The organism is Corynebacterium sp. (genome assembly GCF_030532195.1).
GTDB lineage: Bacteria > Actinomycetota > Actinomycetes > Mycobacteriales > Mycobacteriaceae > Corynebacterium.
This window is the reverse complement of sequence record NZ_JAUNLP010000012.1, coordinates 1-15,420: the sequence shown is the minus strand read 5'-3', so window position 1 is coordinate 15,420 and position 15,420 is coordinate 1. Positions and strand designations below refer to the sequence as shown.

15 protein-coding genes are annotated in these 15,420 nt (G+C 59.3%); 3 read left to right on the top strand and 12 right to left on the bottom strand.

The genetic code is table 11. From position 1 onward, the window contains the following. Positions 1-2: 2 nt before the first annotated feature. Positions 3-1,445 carry a glutamyl-tRNA reductase gene (locus Q4E11_RS10050; RefSeq protein ID WP_303165500.1) on the bottom strand — a complete coding sequence of 481 codons (1,443 nt, stop codon included), beginning with the start codon at positions 1,443-1,445 and terminating at the stop codon, positions 3-5. Between the two features lie 229 nt (positions 1,446-1,674). Then, positions 1,675-1,923 (bottom strand): glutaredoxin family protein, encoded by a 249-nt coding sequence (locus Q4E11_RS10045; protein ID WP_303165499.1) that lies wholly within the window; start codon positions 1,921-1,923, stop codon positions 1,675-1,677. A gap of 109 nt (positions 1,924-2,032) precedes the next feature. Between Q4E11_RS10045 and Q4E11_RS10040 the strand changes: the two genes are divergently transcribed. Beyond that, entirely contained in the window at positions 2,033-3,160 is a 1,128-nt protein-coding gene (locus Q4E11_RS10040; protein ID WP_303165498.1) for an HAD family phosphatase, read from the top strand. A 96-nt stretch (positions 3,161-3,256) separates the two neighbouring features. Here the strand turns inward: Q4E11_RS10040 and Q4E11_RS10035 are convergent, their stop codons facing one another. The 5 genes from Q4E11_RS10035 to Q4E11_RS10015 all read right to left on the bottom strand — a co-directional run bounded on the left by Q4E11_RS10035 (position 3,257) and on the right by Q4E11_RS10015 (position 7,190). Beyond that, a complete protein-coding gene (locus Q4E11_RS10035) occupies positions 3,257-3,358 on the bottom strand; it encodes an AURKAIP1/COX24 domain-containing protein (RefSeq protein WP_003855542.1) in 102 nt (33 codons plus the stop codon). Positions 3,359-3,591: 233 nt separating this feature from the next. Next, on the bottom strand, positions 3,592-3,783 hold the full coding sequence (locus Q4E11_RS10030; RefSeq protein ID WP_303165497.1) for a helix-turn-helix domain-containing protein: 192 nt from the start codon (positions 3,781-3,783) through the stop codon (positions 3,592-3,594). Between the two features lie 253 nt (positions 3,784-4,036). Next, positions 4,037-4,846, bottom strand: a complete 810-nt coding sequence (gene proC, locus Q4E11_RS10025) for a pyrroline-5-carboxylate reductase (RefSeq protein WP_303165496.1) — start codon at positions 4,844-4,846, stop codon at positions 4,037-4,039. Positions 4,847-4,963: 117 nt separating this feature from the next. Next, positions 4,964-6,250, bottom strand: a complete 1,287-nt coding sequence (locus tag Q4E11_RS10020; RefSeq protein ID WP_303165495.1) for a hypothetical protein — start codon at positions 6,248-6,250, stop codon at positions 4,964-4,966. Between the two features lies 1 nt (position 6,251). Next, entirely contained in the window at positions 6,252-7,190 is a 939-nt protein-coding gene (locus Q4E11_RS10015; protein ID WP_303165494.1) for a Ppx/GppA phosphatase family protein, read from the bottom strand. Positions 7,191-7,224: 34 nt separating this feature from the next. On the opposite strand from Q4E11_RS10015, the gene Q4E11_RS10010 reads away from it, so the two are divergent. Beyond that, positions 7,225-8,160, top strand: a complete 936-nt coding sequence (locus Q4E11_RS10010) for a hypothetical protein (protein WP_303165493.1) — start codon at positions 7,225-7,227, stop codon at positions 8,158-8,160. 9 nt (positions 8,161-8,169) lie between these two features. Here Q4E11_RS10010 and Q4E11_RS10005 read toward each other — a convergent pair whose 3' ends face one another. From Q4E11_RS10005 to mshA, 5 genes are all read right to left on the bottom strand, one after another. Then, a complete protein-coding gene (locus tag Q4E11_RS10005; protein WP_303165492.1) occupies positions 8,170-8,865 on the bottom strand; it encodes a response regulator transcription factor in 696 nt (231 codons plus the stop codon). A gap of 3 nt (positions 8,866-8,868) precedes the next feature. Then, entirely contained in the window at positions 8,869-10,164 is a 1,296-nt protein-coding gene (locus tag Q4E11_RS10000; protein ID WP_303165491.1) for a cell wall metabolism sensor histidine kinase WalK, read from the bottom strand. Between the two features lie 190 nt (positions 10,165-10,354). Then, positions 10,355-11,101 carry a phosphoglyceromutase gene (locus Q4E11_RS09995; RefSeq protein ID WP_303165490.1) on the bottom strand — a complete coding sequence of 249 codons (747 nt, stop codon included), beginning with the start codon at positions 11,099-11,101 and terminating at the stop codon, positions 10,355-10,357. 69 nt (positions 11,102-11,170) lie between these two features. Beyond that, positions 11,171-11,656 (bottom strand): YbjN domain-containing protein, encoded by a 486-nt coding sequence (locus Q4E11_RS09990; RefSeq protein ID WP_303165489.1) that lies wholly within the window; start codon positions 11,654-11,656, stop codon positions 11,171-11,173. A 79-nt stretch (positions 11,657-11,735) separates the two neighbouring features. Continuing rightward, positions 11,736-12,998: a D-inositol-3-phosphate glycosyltransferase gene (mshA, locus tag Q4E11_RS09985; RefSeq protein WP_303165514.1), complete on the bottom strand. Its 1,263-nt coding sequence runs from the start codon at positions 12,996-12,998 to the stop codon at positions 11,736-11,738. A gap of 364 nt (positions 12,999-13,362) precedes the next feature. Here mshA and Q4E11_RS09980 point away from each other — a divergent pair, with 364 nt between their 5' ends. Further along, positions 13,363-15,225, top strand: a complete 1,863-nt coding sequence (locus Q4E11_RS09980; protein ID WP_303165488.1) for a long-chain-fatty-acid--CoA ligase — start codon at positions 13,363-13,365, stop codon at positions 15,223-15,225. The last annotated feature ends 195 nt before the right edge of the window (positions 15,226-15,420 follow it).

Below are 15,420 nucleotides of genomic sequence, written 5' to 3'. Positions count from 1 at the left end.
AACTATTTGTTAGTGACTTCAGGAGCACCGTCGACGGCGTTGACACCATCGAGGCTGTACTGCTCCAAGCCCTGCAGTCTCCCAATGCGCCCCTCCACCATGAGGTCCGCGGGGATATCTGTGTCAGCATACAGCCCAGTGGGCGTGGTTAAGGGCAGGTCGAAGAGTTTCTGCAGAGCAATAGCGTAGTTTCCGCCGCCCTGCTGACTCGATAGCTTCTTGACCTGCACAGTTGGCGCATGCAAGAGCTTATCGACGACACGGCGAACCGTGGACTCGACTTCGCGACGTTCCTTCTGGGTAAGTCCCGGGGTCTTCGCCTCCAAGCGAGCGAGCTCGGCCTTGGCAACTTCCGCTGCGCGCTCACGCAAGGCGCGCACAGTCGGCGCGACTTCGTTGGCGCGCTGCGCGCTGAGGTAGGACTCCAGCTCCTCGTTGACAATATCGCGGGCGGCGGATTCGTCGTCGCGGCCCGGTACCTCGGCGCGGGTCATCTGCAGGTGCTCGATGTTAAACAGAGCAATTCCCTCGAGACCTGCGACATCTTCGGCCACGTCACGTGGCATAGACAGGTCAACGATGGCCAATGGGCCATGGTCAGCTACATCCTCGCCGTGGACAACCGGGTTCATAGCACCCGTGGCACTCACCAGGATGTCGACATTATCGAGGACTTCGGCGAAGTCCGTGAGGGCAATGGCCTCGGCAGGCACGCCGGCCTCAATGGAGTGGTTGGCCAAGTTCTGCGCGCGGTCCACCGTGCGGTTGGCAATGACCAATCGGTCAATACCGCAGCGACCGAGGTAACTTGCCGCCAGCGAGCTCATGGCGCCGGCTCCGAGGATAAGCGCGGAGCGCCCAGCAAGAATAGTGCTGTCCACTGCGACATCAACACCCGCATTGAATTCGGGGTTCAGCGCGGCAATCGCCTCATCGACGGCCACGGAGACCATCGAGGCACCGGCATTGTCAATCAGCGTCTCCGAGTGGACACGCTTGCCGGTATGCAATGCCTTCTGCGCCAAGTCATGCAGCATTCGCCCAACGGTGCCGGCTTCGTCCGCAATCTGGTAGGCGGTGCGCATCTGGCCGATAATCTGCTGCTCACCCAGCACCATCGAATCCAACCCCGCACACACGGAAAATGCGTGTTCTGCCGCGGCCTGCGCGTAGCGGACATACAGATGTGGTGTCAGCTCGTCGAGGTCCAGCCCCGTGCGCCCCACAATCTCGCGGACTACGGCCGAAAGACCAGAGTGGAAGCCCTCTGCCACCACGTAGTATTCCACGCGGTTGCAGGTCGACAGCAGCATCGCCTCACTAATCGCATCATCCGCGACCAGGCGAGCCAAACTAGTTTCCCGCTCAGCATCGCCGACGGAGACTTTCTCAAGCAGGTTCACCGGTGCAGACCGGTACGACATTCCGACGAGAAGAACACTCACCGCTCGATCACCGCTCTATTGCTCCTCACACTGCCCCGCCACGGGCTTTTCACACAGCTATGACAGTCAACGGTAGACAACTGAGGTCCTCAGGCACAACAAAGGCGAACTTTACTTAGTCGTCTTCTCCCCGGGGCCGCAGACCTGGCTGCCACACAAACAACCATATTCTGCCATGGCGCATCTCGCGCCCGAAGCACGCCCCGGTAAAGCGCGCTCACTGGTGCGCTCACCTCCCCGCTGCGTCGTCGATTGCCTCAATCAGTTCGTCGTCATCGATTTCCCAGCAGGCAATTTCTTCATCATCGACCAAAATCACCGGCACGCGGTCCCCAAACTCCATCGCCAAATCGTCACTGGAATCGACATCCTTGACTTCAAAAGCGGCATTGCGTTCACGCACCAGTGGCTCAATCTGCGCAATCACGCGCGCACACGATCCACAGCTCTGCCTACTCATCACGGTCACAGTCACCATGTTCGCAAGTCTAGGCATACGCTTTACGACGTCCTTGCCCGCCCCGCCAATGTCTCTGCCACCGCTAGCCTCACTCTCAGCGCGCCGTATAGGTGCATTACCGGATACTATGACCTGTAAACAAAGAATCACCGTGGAAAGTGACTTTTGTGCCGTGAGTGAATTCAGCGCCGACAGCGGCTCCCCCTTCCCTATCGATATCCTGAGCGATCTTGTTGCCTCTCAGGGAAATGTTCGTAACTTCCTTGAGCAGGTCGCTCTCGCACCGCTCAATGATGAGGCTCAGGAGGAGGCCGGTACTGCTGCGGCTGCCAATGCTCTGGAGGCACTTGGCAAGGTCTACGATGTCGGCGGCGAAGAACTGGTCACAGGTTTTCGCAGTGTCGCCGGTGCGGAGGATGCCGCCGGTGGCGCACGTGTGCTCTCAGACCCGGTTCCCGGCGTCGAGCGCGATCAAGGCACCGCTGCCTTCTTCGATGTCGATAACACCCTGGTACAGGGCGCATCCATCTTCCTGTTTGCCATGGGCCTGGTGGAGCGGGGCTTTATTGGCAAGCGAGAGCTAGCCGGCATGCTGTGGAAACAGCTGAAATTCCGCGTCTCAGGCGCGGAGAGCGCAACCGATGTTGCCAAGGCTCGCGAGCAGGCACTGGAGTTCTTTGCTGGCCACGATGTGGCCGAAATGGTCAAGCTCGGCGATGAAATCTTTGAAGAAAAGATCATGGGCCGCGTCTACCAGGGCACCCGCGACCTGGCGGAGCTGCATATCCAGGCTGGCCAGGAGGTCTGGCTGGTCACTGCTACCCCAGTGCAGCTGGCACAGGTGATTGCAAAGCGCATTGGGCTCACCGGTGCGCTGGGCACAGTCGCTGAGGTCAAAGACGGCAAGTTCACCGGCCGGTTAGTCGGCGACATTCTCCACGGTCCCGGTAAGAAGCATGCAGTGGCGGCACTCGCAGCTTCCTCCGACCTGGATTTGAGCCGCTGTACCGCCTACTCGGATTCGGCCAACGACATCCCGATGCTCTCTATGGTTGGCACGGCCGTGGCTATCAACCCAGACCGCAAACTGCGCCGCTACGCGCACCAGCAGGGATGGACGGTCTACGACTACCGCCACTTCCGCTCAGCGACATTGGCCACCGCTCGCTGGCTCTCAGTCGGAGCACTGGTGGCAGGAGCGGTTGCGGGCGCTGGGTTCGTCGTAAAGCGTGTGCGCGAAACTCAGCAGAGGTAATAAAAACCCGCCCAGGTCCGAACAGACCGGGCGGGTTTTTCAATGCTTTACGCGACGCAAAGCTAACGTGCCCCTACCAGTGGCAGGAACAGCGGCTTACTTGCCGAGCTTACGACGCTGCACGCGGGTGCGGCGAAGCATCTTGCGGTGCTTCTTCTTCGACATGCGCTTGCGACGCTTCTTAATGACGGAACCCATCGGCTCGACCTCGCTATTCGTTGACTGGAAAATTTGTCTTTTATGCACAATGGCGGCGTCTGCGAATGCGACTTCAACGAAGCCGCCGAGACGTCACGCCCTTTTTCCTTCCGTCTCCACTACCTGAAGACGATAGGAAACAGGGGCGCCACACGGCACCATGCACTAATCGGATTAATCATAGCGGGGACATGGGTATCCAGGTCAAACAGCCCCGCTTAAAGGCACAAAAATTAGCCTGCGTTGTAGAACGAGGAATCCAGGTATTCCTTCACTGCGGACTCATGGACGCGGAACGAACGGCCCACGCGCACGGCCGGCAGCTCGCCGGAGTGAACAAGACGGTAAACGGTCATCTTGGACACGCGCATGATGTCAGCGACTTCTGCAACGGTCAAAAAGGTGCCTTTATCTGCATTCTGCATTAGTTTTTATTCCCTTCGGCGCACGCGACGCGCTGCAGGCTTCCCCTCCTGCAGAAAATCGTGACACGCACGTGCTTTTCATATCCTACCGGTAGGCAAGGGGCCTATGCGATTTTTGATAAAAAATAGGGGCATTGGGGAATGGCGTGACAGATGTGACTAACCCGTTATCCCTGCGTATCGGATTAGTGACCTTCACCCCACTTTCCCAATGCCCCAAATTTTGGGGGTTATTCGCGCGGAAAGCTCGGCGCTATTTACCCATCTCATTGGCCTTGTCGTAGCAGGCCTGCAGCGCGCGGTGAACTGCGCGGCGAATGCCCTCTTCCTCAAAAACGCGAGTGGCCGCAGCAGTGGTACCACCCGGCGAGGTGACATCGGCACGCAGCGCAGTTGGATCTGCGCCCTCCTGCATCATCATCTCGGCCGCACCGGCAGCCGTCGCTGATGCCAGGCGCTTGGCCTGATCGCGCTTGAGCCCCAGGTTCACGCCTGCATCGGTCATGGCCTCCACAAACTGGAAGAAGTATGCCGGGCCCGAGCCAGACACTGCCGTGACTGCGGACATCAGCGACTCATCGACAACCTCAACGGTGCCGACCTTCTTCAGCAGCTCGACCACAACCTCGGTCTGGTTCTCTGTGACAAAACGGCCCGGCGCGACAGCGCACACGCCCTTGCCCACGAGCATCGGAGTATTCGGCATCACGCGAACAACCGGGGTGCCAACGGCGCACACGCCTTCCATCTTGTCCAGCGTGATTCCCGCCGCCATGGACACCACAATGGTGTCGACCTCAGAGTCATCGAGCACGTCGGCAATCTTTTCCAGCATGTCGATAATCAGGTACGGCTTCACACACAAGAACACCACGTCGGCACCGTCGACTGCACCCACTGGGTCGTCGGTATCGACAATGCCGTAGGTCTCCTTCAGACCGGCCAGGCTCTCCTTGGTGCGCCCCACTACATAAATCGAGGAGGGCGCGACACCGCCGTCGATGAGACCACCGACGAGTGCGCTACCAATCTTTCCGCCACCAATTACAGCAATTCTTGTCATGGTGGCTAAGTGTGCCAAAACAAGTCCACACACGCGAATGCAGGGGCTCAGAAACTACTTTCCGAACCCCTGCATTGTGGTGATAGGTGTTTTAACTTCTCAGCGTTACAACTGCCGTTATAGCTGGAAAATCAGCCACGGTCCGAATGTCAGCGCCAGACCAACCAATCCGGCGAGAATCGGCGTTGCGACATCCTTCTTGCGCCGCAGGTAATTGGCCAGGCCCACGAAGCCGCCCGTGACAACCACAGCCATAATCACCGTCACCACCGTCGGCAGCGACGACCACGCCATGGTGAAACCGAAGAAAATCAGCGCGCCGACAATCAGGCCGACGAAGACCTGAATCAAAAGCAACGGCACAGACAGCGAGTTGTCCTCGGCGTAGTCCTCTTCTTCGGCGACCTCAGCACGCGAGGCGGAATCATCATCACGCTTGACGACGTCCGCAGCGGCCGACTCTTCCGTGCCAGCGGCAGCTTCGGCCTTTGGCTCTGCGATAGCAGCGGCCTGGGTAGCCTCCGGCTCGGTGACCTCCGCTACGGCAGTGGCCTCCGAAGTCTCTTCAGCGGCCTGTGTAGCCTCCGCAGCACGAGCACGCTCAGCCTCTTCGGCCGTTTGAGCCTCTGCCTTGGTCTTCTTGTTTTCGGCCATGGCCGATGCAATCTCTTCGGTAATAACCGGAATAGACGCAGTCGGACGATCATCGTAGGAGTTCGAGCCAGTCAGCGCCGCCTGTGCGACTGGACCAGGAGCGCCGATCTTGACGGCCTCATCATTGAAGTCACGAAGCTCGGTGAAGGTATAGGTAATCTCAGCGCGCTCGCTGTTGACCATGACCGGGCGCGGTTCCATTGGAATCGCCATCGGCACCGGCATCTCCGGAGCCTGTGGGGTCTTCGGTGCAGCCGGAGCCTGCGCGGTCGGAGCCTGGGCGACCTGAGCGGCCTGAGCTGGCTGCTCTTCTTCGCCCTGCTCAGTCTCAACAGTCTCAGCAGTCTCAGCTGGTGCAGTTGGTTCAACCGTCTCGGTGTCCTCGGCGTCAGCCTCAGCCTCGGTGCCAGCCTCAGCGACTGTTTCCTCGGCGGGTTCCTCTACCTCTACCTCTGCCGAGCCAACCGGCGCTTCTGCCTCCTGCCCCGCAGCGGTTGCCTTGGCCGCAGCTTCGTCGGCAAGCAAATCGCTCGCCTTCGTCTTATCGTCGTCTTCCGAATTGGACAGTGCATGAGCACCGCGACGGGGATCACTGCCCTTGACCCGCGGAATGGAGCCAGTCAGTTCCGAGACGGAGACACCGCCTTCCTCAAGGCTGCGTCGGCGGCGACGCCTTGGCGTTTCAGAGGTTTTGCCCTCTTGCTGCCGACGCGCAAGCAGTTCGGCAACTGTGAGCTTCTCCTCGCTCATCTCAACCCTTTCCGTGTAGGTCGCTGTCCAACCGGCGGAAGATAATGCCCTCGCGCAGTGCCCAAGGACAGATTTCAACCTTCTCTAATCCCAATGCTCGCATACTAGCCTCTGCGACGAGGGCACCGGCGACAATTTGGTGAGAACGATTGGCACTTACACCCTCAAGTTCGGCACGGTCGGCGGCGGTCATGCGGGAAATAAATGCAATCAACTGACGCAAACCGGCGGCCGTCAGAGTGCGCTTGACGCGCGGACCTGCAGAAGACGGCGCTGCACCGGTCAGGCGCGCCAGCGTGCGGAAAGTCTTGGACGTTGCCACGGCCAAATCCGGCTCACCGAGGGTACGCAAGTGACGTGCCGGCTCAGCTAGCTCAGCGTCGATGTAATCGCGCAGCAAATCAATCTTCTTGCGCTCCGGCGGGTCGGTCTCAAACCACTCGTGGGTCAGACGACCAGCACCCAGAAGCAGCGAGTATGCGGCCTCCGGATCCTCATCCGTGCCTGAGGTCAGCTCCAACGAGCCACCACCGATATCGAGATTGATTAGGCGCCCAGCAGACCAGCCGTACCAACGGCGCACTGCCAGGAAGGTCAGGCGAGCTTCGTCCTCACCGGAGAGGATCTGCAGCTTAATGCCGGTTTCCTTCTCCACGTGAGCAAGAACCTCATCCGCATTTGCGGCATCGCGGACTGCAGAGGTGGCGAAGCTGATCATTTCTTCGCACTTCATCTGCTTAACCAGGTCCTTGGACTCCGCGACGTAACCGGTGAGCTTATCGATACCCTTCTGGGACAGGTTATTGTCCTTATCCAGGTACTCGACCAGCTTCATGGTCGACTTGGAATCGCTCATCGGAGTCGGGTGTCCACCCCGGCGGGCGTCCACCATCACCAAGTGGACGGTATTACTGCCTACGTCTAATACACCTAATCTCACGCTTAGTAGGTTAGACGGTCTACGGTATATTGGTGTGAATCAACCCCACCCCCGTGCCGGCCGCGGACCTCAAGCTTCCGCCGCCGAGGTAGCTTTTGACTTTCCCCGCGAGTGGTTCGAGTTTGCCCACCCGGATGACCCCTTGCATATCATCACCTGCGATTTAACGTGGCTGATGAGTTCCTATCAGTGCGCTTTTGGCACCTCTGCATGCAAAGGCATTGACTTCGACAATGTCGATGTCGGATGTTGTGGACATGGCGCCTTTATTACCGACGAAGATGACCGCGAGAGGGTTATTAACGTCGTCAAGCGTATGGAAGGCGATGCCAAGGACGCCCCTGCATGGTGGCAAAACCGCCCCACTGACACGCTGAAATGGCTGGAAACGTACGAGACCGACCCCACCGAACCGCTGGAACCGTGGTTAGTGTGGGACGAGCTTGACGACGAAAACGGAGAGCCTGAGCCCGCTCTGAAAACGAAGGTCGTGAATAATGCCTGCATTTTTGCCAACCGTGAGGGGTGGCGAAATGGTGCGGGCTGTGCCATTCACCAGTGGGCGATGGCCAATGACATCGACCCGGTGAAGGTGAAGCCGGATGTGTGCTGGCAGGTGCCGCTACGCAGACTGGAGGACTGGGAAGAGCGCCCAGACGGCCAAGAGATTTTGCACACGACCATCACCGAGTACGACCGTCGCGCATGGGGCGACGGCGGCGAGGACTTTGACTGGTACTGCACCTGTGCACCGGCAACACATGCCGGCGGTGAGCCTATTTGGCGCACGCATAAGTCAGAGCTGGTCGAGCTGATTGGCGAGGAGTGTTACGAGATTTTGGCGGAGCACTGCCGAGCTCGTGAGGCAGCGGGTGCCGCTAAGGCTTTTGGCCCGAGTGGCTATCCGCTGCTGGCAATTCACCCTGCGACGCGTGCGGCGAACGAGGGGCTTAGCCCAGACGAGGTCTAGGCGCGAGGCCTAGTCCTCGAACTTGTATCCCAGACCGCGGACGGTGACCAGGAATTCTGGCGAGGAAGGATTGCGCTCAATCTTCGAGCGCAGTCGCTTGATATGCACATCCAGCGTCTTGGTGTCACCGACGTAGTCGGAGCCCCAAACGCGGTCGATGAGCTGACCGCGGGTGAGAACACGGCCGCGGTTTCGCAGTAAGTACTCCAACAGGTCGAACTCTTTGAGTGGCATGGCCACTTCCTTGTCATCAACAGTGACAACGTGGCGCTCAACATCAAGCATCACCGGTCCGCCGCGCAGAACTTCCTCGTAGAGGTCCTCCATGTCTTCGCTTTCTTCGTGGCGACCACGGCGCAGTACGGCCCGAATACGCGCGATGAGTTCGCGGGAGGAGTACGGCTTGGTCACGTAGTCATCCGCGCCAATTTCCAGACCCACCACCTTGTCGATCTCGGTGTCACGCGCCGTGACCATAATCACCGGCACCGAGGACTTGAGGCGAATATTCTTACACACCTCGGTGCCGCTCATTCCCGGAAGCATGAGGTCGAGCAGCACTATGTCCGGTTCGGCCTTGGAGAACTCAGTCAGCGCCTCCTGCCCGTCTGCGGCCATCCGCACCTGGAAGCCCTCGCGCTGCAGCAGAAACGCCAGTGGTTCTGCCAGGGCGGCCTCATCTTCGACAATAAGTACCTCAGTCACGGACTACTTCATTCCTTCCTTGGAATCCTTATCCTTGCCGCGGGATTTGCCAGCGCCCCGCTGCGCTTTTGGTGAGGAACCCGTCTGGGTTGCAGACGGTCCCTTACCCAATTTCTTTAAACCGGCGGCGGTCGTTTCCTTGGCCGACTCCGCACCTTTTTGGTCTAGCAGCGGCAGCTCAATGGTGAACGTTGAGCCTGTGCCCAGCCGGCTCCACAGTTTGACCGTCCCCTTGTGGTTAGCAGCAACATGCTTAACGATTGCCAATCCCAGACCCGTTCCACCGGTTGCACGCGAGCGTGCCTTGTCCGCGCGGAAGAAGCGCTCAAAAATGCGCTTCTGATTGGCCTGCGAAATGCCGATACCACGGTCGGTCACGCGAATGGCGACGGTGTCATCGCCTTCCTTCACCGCTGTCACCGACACCGGCGTGGCCTCTGGGGAGTAGTTGATGGCATTGGAAATCAGGTTGGACACTGCTGTGATGAGCAGATTGCGATCACCTTCAACGACCAAGTTGGGCTCGCAGTCAACGGTAATTTCAATGCCCGCCTGATCCGAGAGCATTTCATTTCGACGCACCGCGCCAGCGACAATTTCGTCCACCTTTACCGGCGACATATCCGGCAGTGGTTCGGCGCCCTGTAGCTTCGACAGTGAAATGAGTTCCGTAATCATCGTCGACATCCGTTTGGATTCCTGCGCCAAGCTCTCGCTGAAGTGCTTAACTGCCACCGGATCGTCCGTGGCTTCGTTTAAGGCCTCAACCAGCAGGCTCATGGCACCGACCGGAGTCTTAAGCTCATGGGAGACATTTGCCACGAAGTCTCGACGAGCGGCTTCCATTCGAGCCTGCTCGGAGACATCTCGGGCGTAAATCACGACGAAGCGGTCATCCACCAACGACAGTGGCGTGACTTGACAATGGACGATGGTGTCCGGGGCACCAGCACGGCGCGCCGGCAACACCAGCGTCAGCTCCTGATCCTCTTGGCTATCAAAGACCTTAAGAGCTGCTTCCCATCCCACGTCATTGAGATGGCGCTCATAAACCAGGCCCAACTTATGCGCCTGGGAGTTGGACAAAATTAAGTCCCGCGAAATATCTACAACCACCACGCCGGTTGGCGACTTCTGAATTGCCAGGTGCATGACCTGGGCCATTGTGGTGATTGCGCTTTCCGCATCATTTTTTTGCCGCCTGGCGCGGTTATAGGCACCGGTGACTGCACCGCCGATAATCAGCACAGCTGCCATGACCGCGGCACCTATTAGAGCGGCGATAATGATTTTTGACACGGGCTTTACCCTAAGTCCTTTACAGAGTTCACGCGCGACGAACTGCCGAGATCAGGTATTCCTTGCCAAATCCCTGTTCAACCATCGGCACCTCGATACGCCCCAGCGATGAAGATATGCAGATAGACCAAGGAGCACAGCCCTTTACTTGGCTGCGCTCCTTGCCTTAGACATATCCGCTATCCGAGCATTACTTATTGCCCTGAGCAGCAACTGCGGCGGCACCAGCAGCTGCGGCCTCCGGATCCAGGTAAGTACCACCCGGATTCAGAACCTTGCCCTCAGCATCAATGTCGTACACCAGCGGAATACCGGTTGGGATATTCAGCGCTGCAATGTCCTCATCCGAGATGTTGTCCAGGAACTTCACCAGCGCACGCAGGGAGTTGCCGTGAGCTGCAACCATGACGGTCTCGCCCGCCTTCAGGCGCGGCAGAATCTCTTCCTCGTAGTACGGAATGAGGCGCTTTACGACGTCCAGGAGGCACTCCGTGCGCGGAACCTCATCGAGGTTGGCATAGCGCGGGTCATGTGCCTGCGAGAACTCGCTGTCATCCGACAGCTCCGGCGGCGGAGTGTCGTAGGAACGACGCCAGGACATGAACTGATCCTCGCCGTACTTTTCCTTCGTCTCAGCCTTGTTCAGGCCCTGCAGTGCGCCGTAGTGACGCTCATTGAGGCGCCAATCACGAACAACTGGAATCCACAGACGGTCTGCAGTGTCCAGGGCGATGTGGGCGGTATTGATAGCTCGACGCAGCAGCGAGGTGTAGAGAACATCAGGCTTCAGGCCTGCCTCCACCATCAGCTCACCGGCACGAACTGCTTCTGCGCGGCCTTTGTCGGTCAGTGCTACGTCAACCCAACCGGTGAACTGGTTGGATGCGTTCCACTCACTCTGACCATGACGGACAAGAATCAGTTTTCCATTGCTCATACACCCGATTGTGCCCCAACTCGGGCAATCCTGCCGACCGTTGCCCCGTGAATCGGGCTTTTACCCCCGCTACTCCACCATGTGGCGGAATTGCTCCAGGTTGGCCAGGTTCTCCCCACGGTCCACACGCCACTGCCATTCGCGCTTAATTGCAGAGGCAAAGCCGCGCTCCAGGATGTGGTTGAAATCCCCATCGGCTGTCTCCAGCAGCTGTCCGAGGAGGCGGTCTAGGTCTTCGTCGGAAAGCTCAGCGGGCAGCTGACCAACCAGGTAGATATCACCGGCGGCATCGATGGTGTAGGCGATGCCGAACAGGCGGCGGTTGCGCTGCAGCAGCCACTTGTACACGGCCTCGTGGTTTTCCTCGACAGCGCGGCAGACGAATGCCTCTACCCGCAGGGAATCCGGGGATGGGATGAGACCGGCGACGGTCTTGAGCTTTTTCTTACCGGGCAGGACCACCACAGCGGCATTGTCGGCAATTCCGTATTCCACACCGAGGCGTTCTAGCTGCTCCCCCAGCGCTTTTAGCTGCGACTGCATATCCGTGCTCATGGTGAATCATCTCCCTATTTTTGTTAAGGCGCAGGCAGGTTTTCTGACGCCACCTTGGGCTGCCCCGAGCAACCCCGAGCTACCTTGAACCGCCCGCATCTCGGACGGAGTCGGGGCAGCATTCCTTTTGGAGTTCGGTTCGATGATAGACATCGGCCAGGCGGTCCACGGTCTTTTGCCAAGAAAACTCCAGGGCATGCTCACGCGCCTGCTCGGCCAGTTTGATGCGCAGCTCATCGTCATCAACCAGGCGACCAAGGGCATCTGCCCAGGCTGCGGCCTCGTGACCGTCGACAAGCAAACCACTGACCCCATTGGCGACGGCGATGGACAGCCCCCCGACGTTCGCTGCAACGACAGGTGTGCCGGTGGCTTGGGCTTCCATAGCGACCAGCCCAAAGGTTTCGTTGTAGCTGGGCACGGCGACGAGGTCGGCGGCCTGGTAGAGCTTCGCCAGATCCTGCGGCGGGCGCGGCGCCATGAAGCGCACCAGATGGTCAATGCCCTCCTCCGCGGCGAGATTGGTGAACTCGTCCGGGGCGTTCAGGCCGGTGCCGGAGAGCCCACCGCAGATAATGACGCGCAGGTCGATGCCGGGCTCGCGCCGCATCAGCTCGCCGACGCCGCGCAGCAGTACCTGTGGGCCTTTGAGCCGCTGCAGCCTACCGACGAACAAAATCACCTTCGTGTGCAGCGGAATCCCCAATTCACGACGGGCCCGCTCGGTGGCGCGATCGCTACCCGGGGAGTAGAGCTCGATGTCCACACCCGGTGGGACGACATCGATGCGACTGCGCTCGGCATCGTGTAATTCGACCAGCTGCTGTGCCTCAGCCGCGGTGTTGACAATAATGCGGCAGGCGTTGTCAACAATCTGCTGCTCACAAATGCGGCGAGACTCCGGCTCCGGCGTATCACCCGCCGCCAGATGGAGGTTCTTCACTGCGGCAAGCGTGTGCGCCGTGTGGACAAATGGCACCTGCCACAGGTCCGACAACAGCCAACCGACCTGACCCGAGAGCCAGTAGTGCGAGTGGATCAGGTCATATTTAATGCCCTGCTTGCGCACGAATTCCAGCACGCCGCCGGCGAATGCAGGCATCTGCGTTGCCAGGTCGGCCTTTTCCAGGCCCTCAAAGGGGCCCGCGACGATGTTGATGACGCGGAAGTTGTCGCTGACATGGATAATTTCGCTCGCACTGGAACGCGTTGCACGGGTGAACACATCCACCTGGACGCCACGACGGGCAAGTTCCTCACAGGTGCGCAGCACGTAGACATTCATGCCACCGGCATCTCCGATACCCGGTTGCTCCAGCGGAGAGGTGTGCATGGAGATCATGGCGATTCGCTTCGGCAGCGACGGCGCATCCGTTGTGGAAGTGCTCTGCTCCTGCGGCAGTTTTTCGGTCATACCCCTAGAGTGCCTACTTTTGGCGAATTGTCGCAACTGGCGTGTGTATTTGTTTGTTGTTTTACGTCAGCCGAGATTTTCGGGGGTGGAAATATTGACATGCCGTTCACCAAGGGTCGATACCTACGACTTCGTAAGTTATTATCACCAGACACACCGACTCGGTGATTCGAGCCACAGAAATCATGCGCGGTTTTTCAAGTCGTGATTGTTAGATGCGGCCCGGCGCGGAGAACGCAAAAATTAAAAAGGCCTATCTTTGGGGCAAACGCATAACCTCTAGGAGGACTCCATGACCGAACAGTCCAACTCGCGTGGCGAGGCAGAAGACACCGCCAGCGACCAGCGCGCAACCGACACGGCCAACGGCACCAACACAGCCAACGCAGCTGTTTCGAAAGCATGGCTTGACCTGTACCCGGAGTGGACTCCCCCACACATCGACTACTCCTACGACACCCTCCTGGATGTCTACCAGCACACTTTGCACGCGTACCCGCACCGCAAGGCGCTGACCTTCTTCGGCCGCTCCACCTCCTACGCGGAGCTGGATGCCAAGGTTCGCAGCGTCGCTGCCGGTCTGCGCGCACTCGGCGTACGCAAGGGCGACCGCGTGGCGCTACTCATGCCAAACTGCCCGCAGCACGTCATCGCCTACTGGGCCGTTCTGCACCTCGGCGCCGTCGCCGTCGAGCACAATCCCCTCTACACCGCCCACGAGCTGCGCCACCCGTTCAACGACCACGGCGCCCGCGTCGCCATCGGCTGGGACAAAATCGTGCCGATGCTTGAGGATCTCCGCAACACCACTCCCCTGGAGACCATTATTGCGGTCAATATGCTTCAGGACCTGCCATTTTTCATGCGCACTGCACTGTCGATCCCGCTGCCGAAGCTTCGCGCCGCCCGCGCAAAGTTGCACACTTCCGCACCGCAGGTCATGGGGTTTGACGCACTGCTTCACGACGCCGTCGGCGGCGACGGCAAAAATTTCCAGGCCGATGACACCATCGATTCCGATGATGTAGCAGTGATGATGTACACCTCCGGCACGACGGGCTCTCCAAAGGGCGCACAGCTGACACACCGTGGTTTGGTTGCCAACATTTTGCAGGGCGAGGCCTGGGTGCCCGGTCTGGGCAATGACCGTGAAATCGCTCTCGGTGTCCTGCCGATGTTCCACGCCTACGGCCTGACCATTGTCACCAACCTCTCGATGCTGATTGGCGCCGAGCTGGTGCTCGTACCAGCTCCGGAGATGTCACTGATTATGAAGGTGATGAAGTCCAATCGCCCGACCTGGGTGCCAGGCGTTCCGACTTTGTACGAGAAGATTGTGGAGGCCGCTGAGCGCGACAATGCCGACCTCACCGGCGTGAAGTTCGCCTTTTGCGGTGCTGCTACCCTGCCGGTTTCCCTGGTGGAAAAGTGGGAAAAGCTCACCGGTGGCCGTCTTGTTGAGGGCTACGGTCTCACCGAAACCTCCCCGATTATCGTCGGCAACCCCATGGACGGTAACCGCCGCCCGGGCTACGTTGGTCTACCTTTCCCAGATACTGAGGTCGCCATTGTCGATCCCGAGGACCCCACCAAGTTGCGCGCCGATGGCGAGGAGGGCGAGGTCATCGTCCGAGGCCCACAGGTCTTCGGTGGTTACATGAACCTTCCGGATGCTACTGCGAACTCCTTCACTGATGGTCCGGCCGAGCTTCCCGCGGGTGACCGCTGGTACCGCACAGGTGACGTTGGCGTGATGGAGTCAGACGGCTTCATCAAGCTGGTTGCTCGCATTAAGGAGGTCATCATCACCGGTGGCTTCAATGTGTACCCAGCCGAAGTCGAGGAAGTGCTCATCTCTCACCCAGATGTCACCGATGCCACGGTCGTCGGCCTGCCGAAGCGCGATGGTTCCGAGATGGTCGTGGCCGCAATTACTCTGGCCGACTGGGCACGTCTGGATTCCGATGCCTACCGCGACCACTGCTACGAAAACCTGACCCGATACAAGGTGCCGCGCGCCTTCTTCCACCTGGAGGAACTGCCTCGCGACCAGATGGGCAAGGTCCGCCGCCGCGATGTCCGGGACGTACTGCTCAAGCAGCTGGAGCAGAAGGGCCAGAGCGTGGATTCGCTCTACCACCGCAAGCGCCGGTAGGTCCGGGTGCGCATGGGCTTGCGGGCATACGGGCTCACTCACCTGCGGCCAATTCTGCGCCCACCGCCAGACTTAGTGACTAGGTTTATAGCACTTTGGGCTCGGTAGGTTCTAGCGGTAAATGCATCACCACTTTTCAGCCAGGAGAAGTAGTGAAGCGAACCTACAAAACGAAAAACAGTGCCATCAAACCCA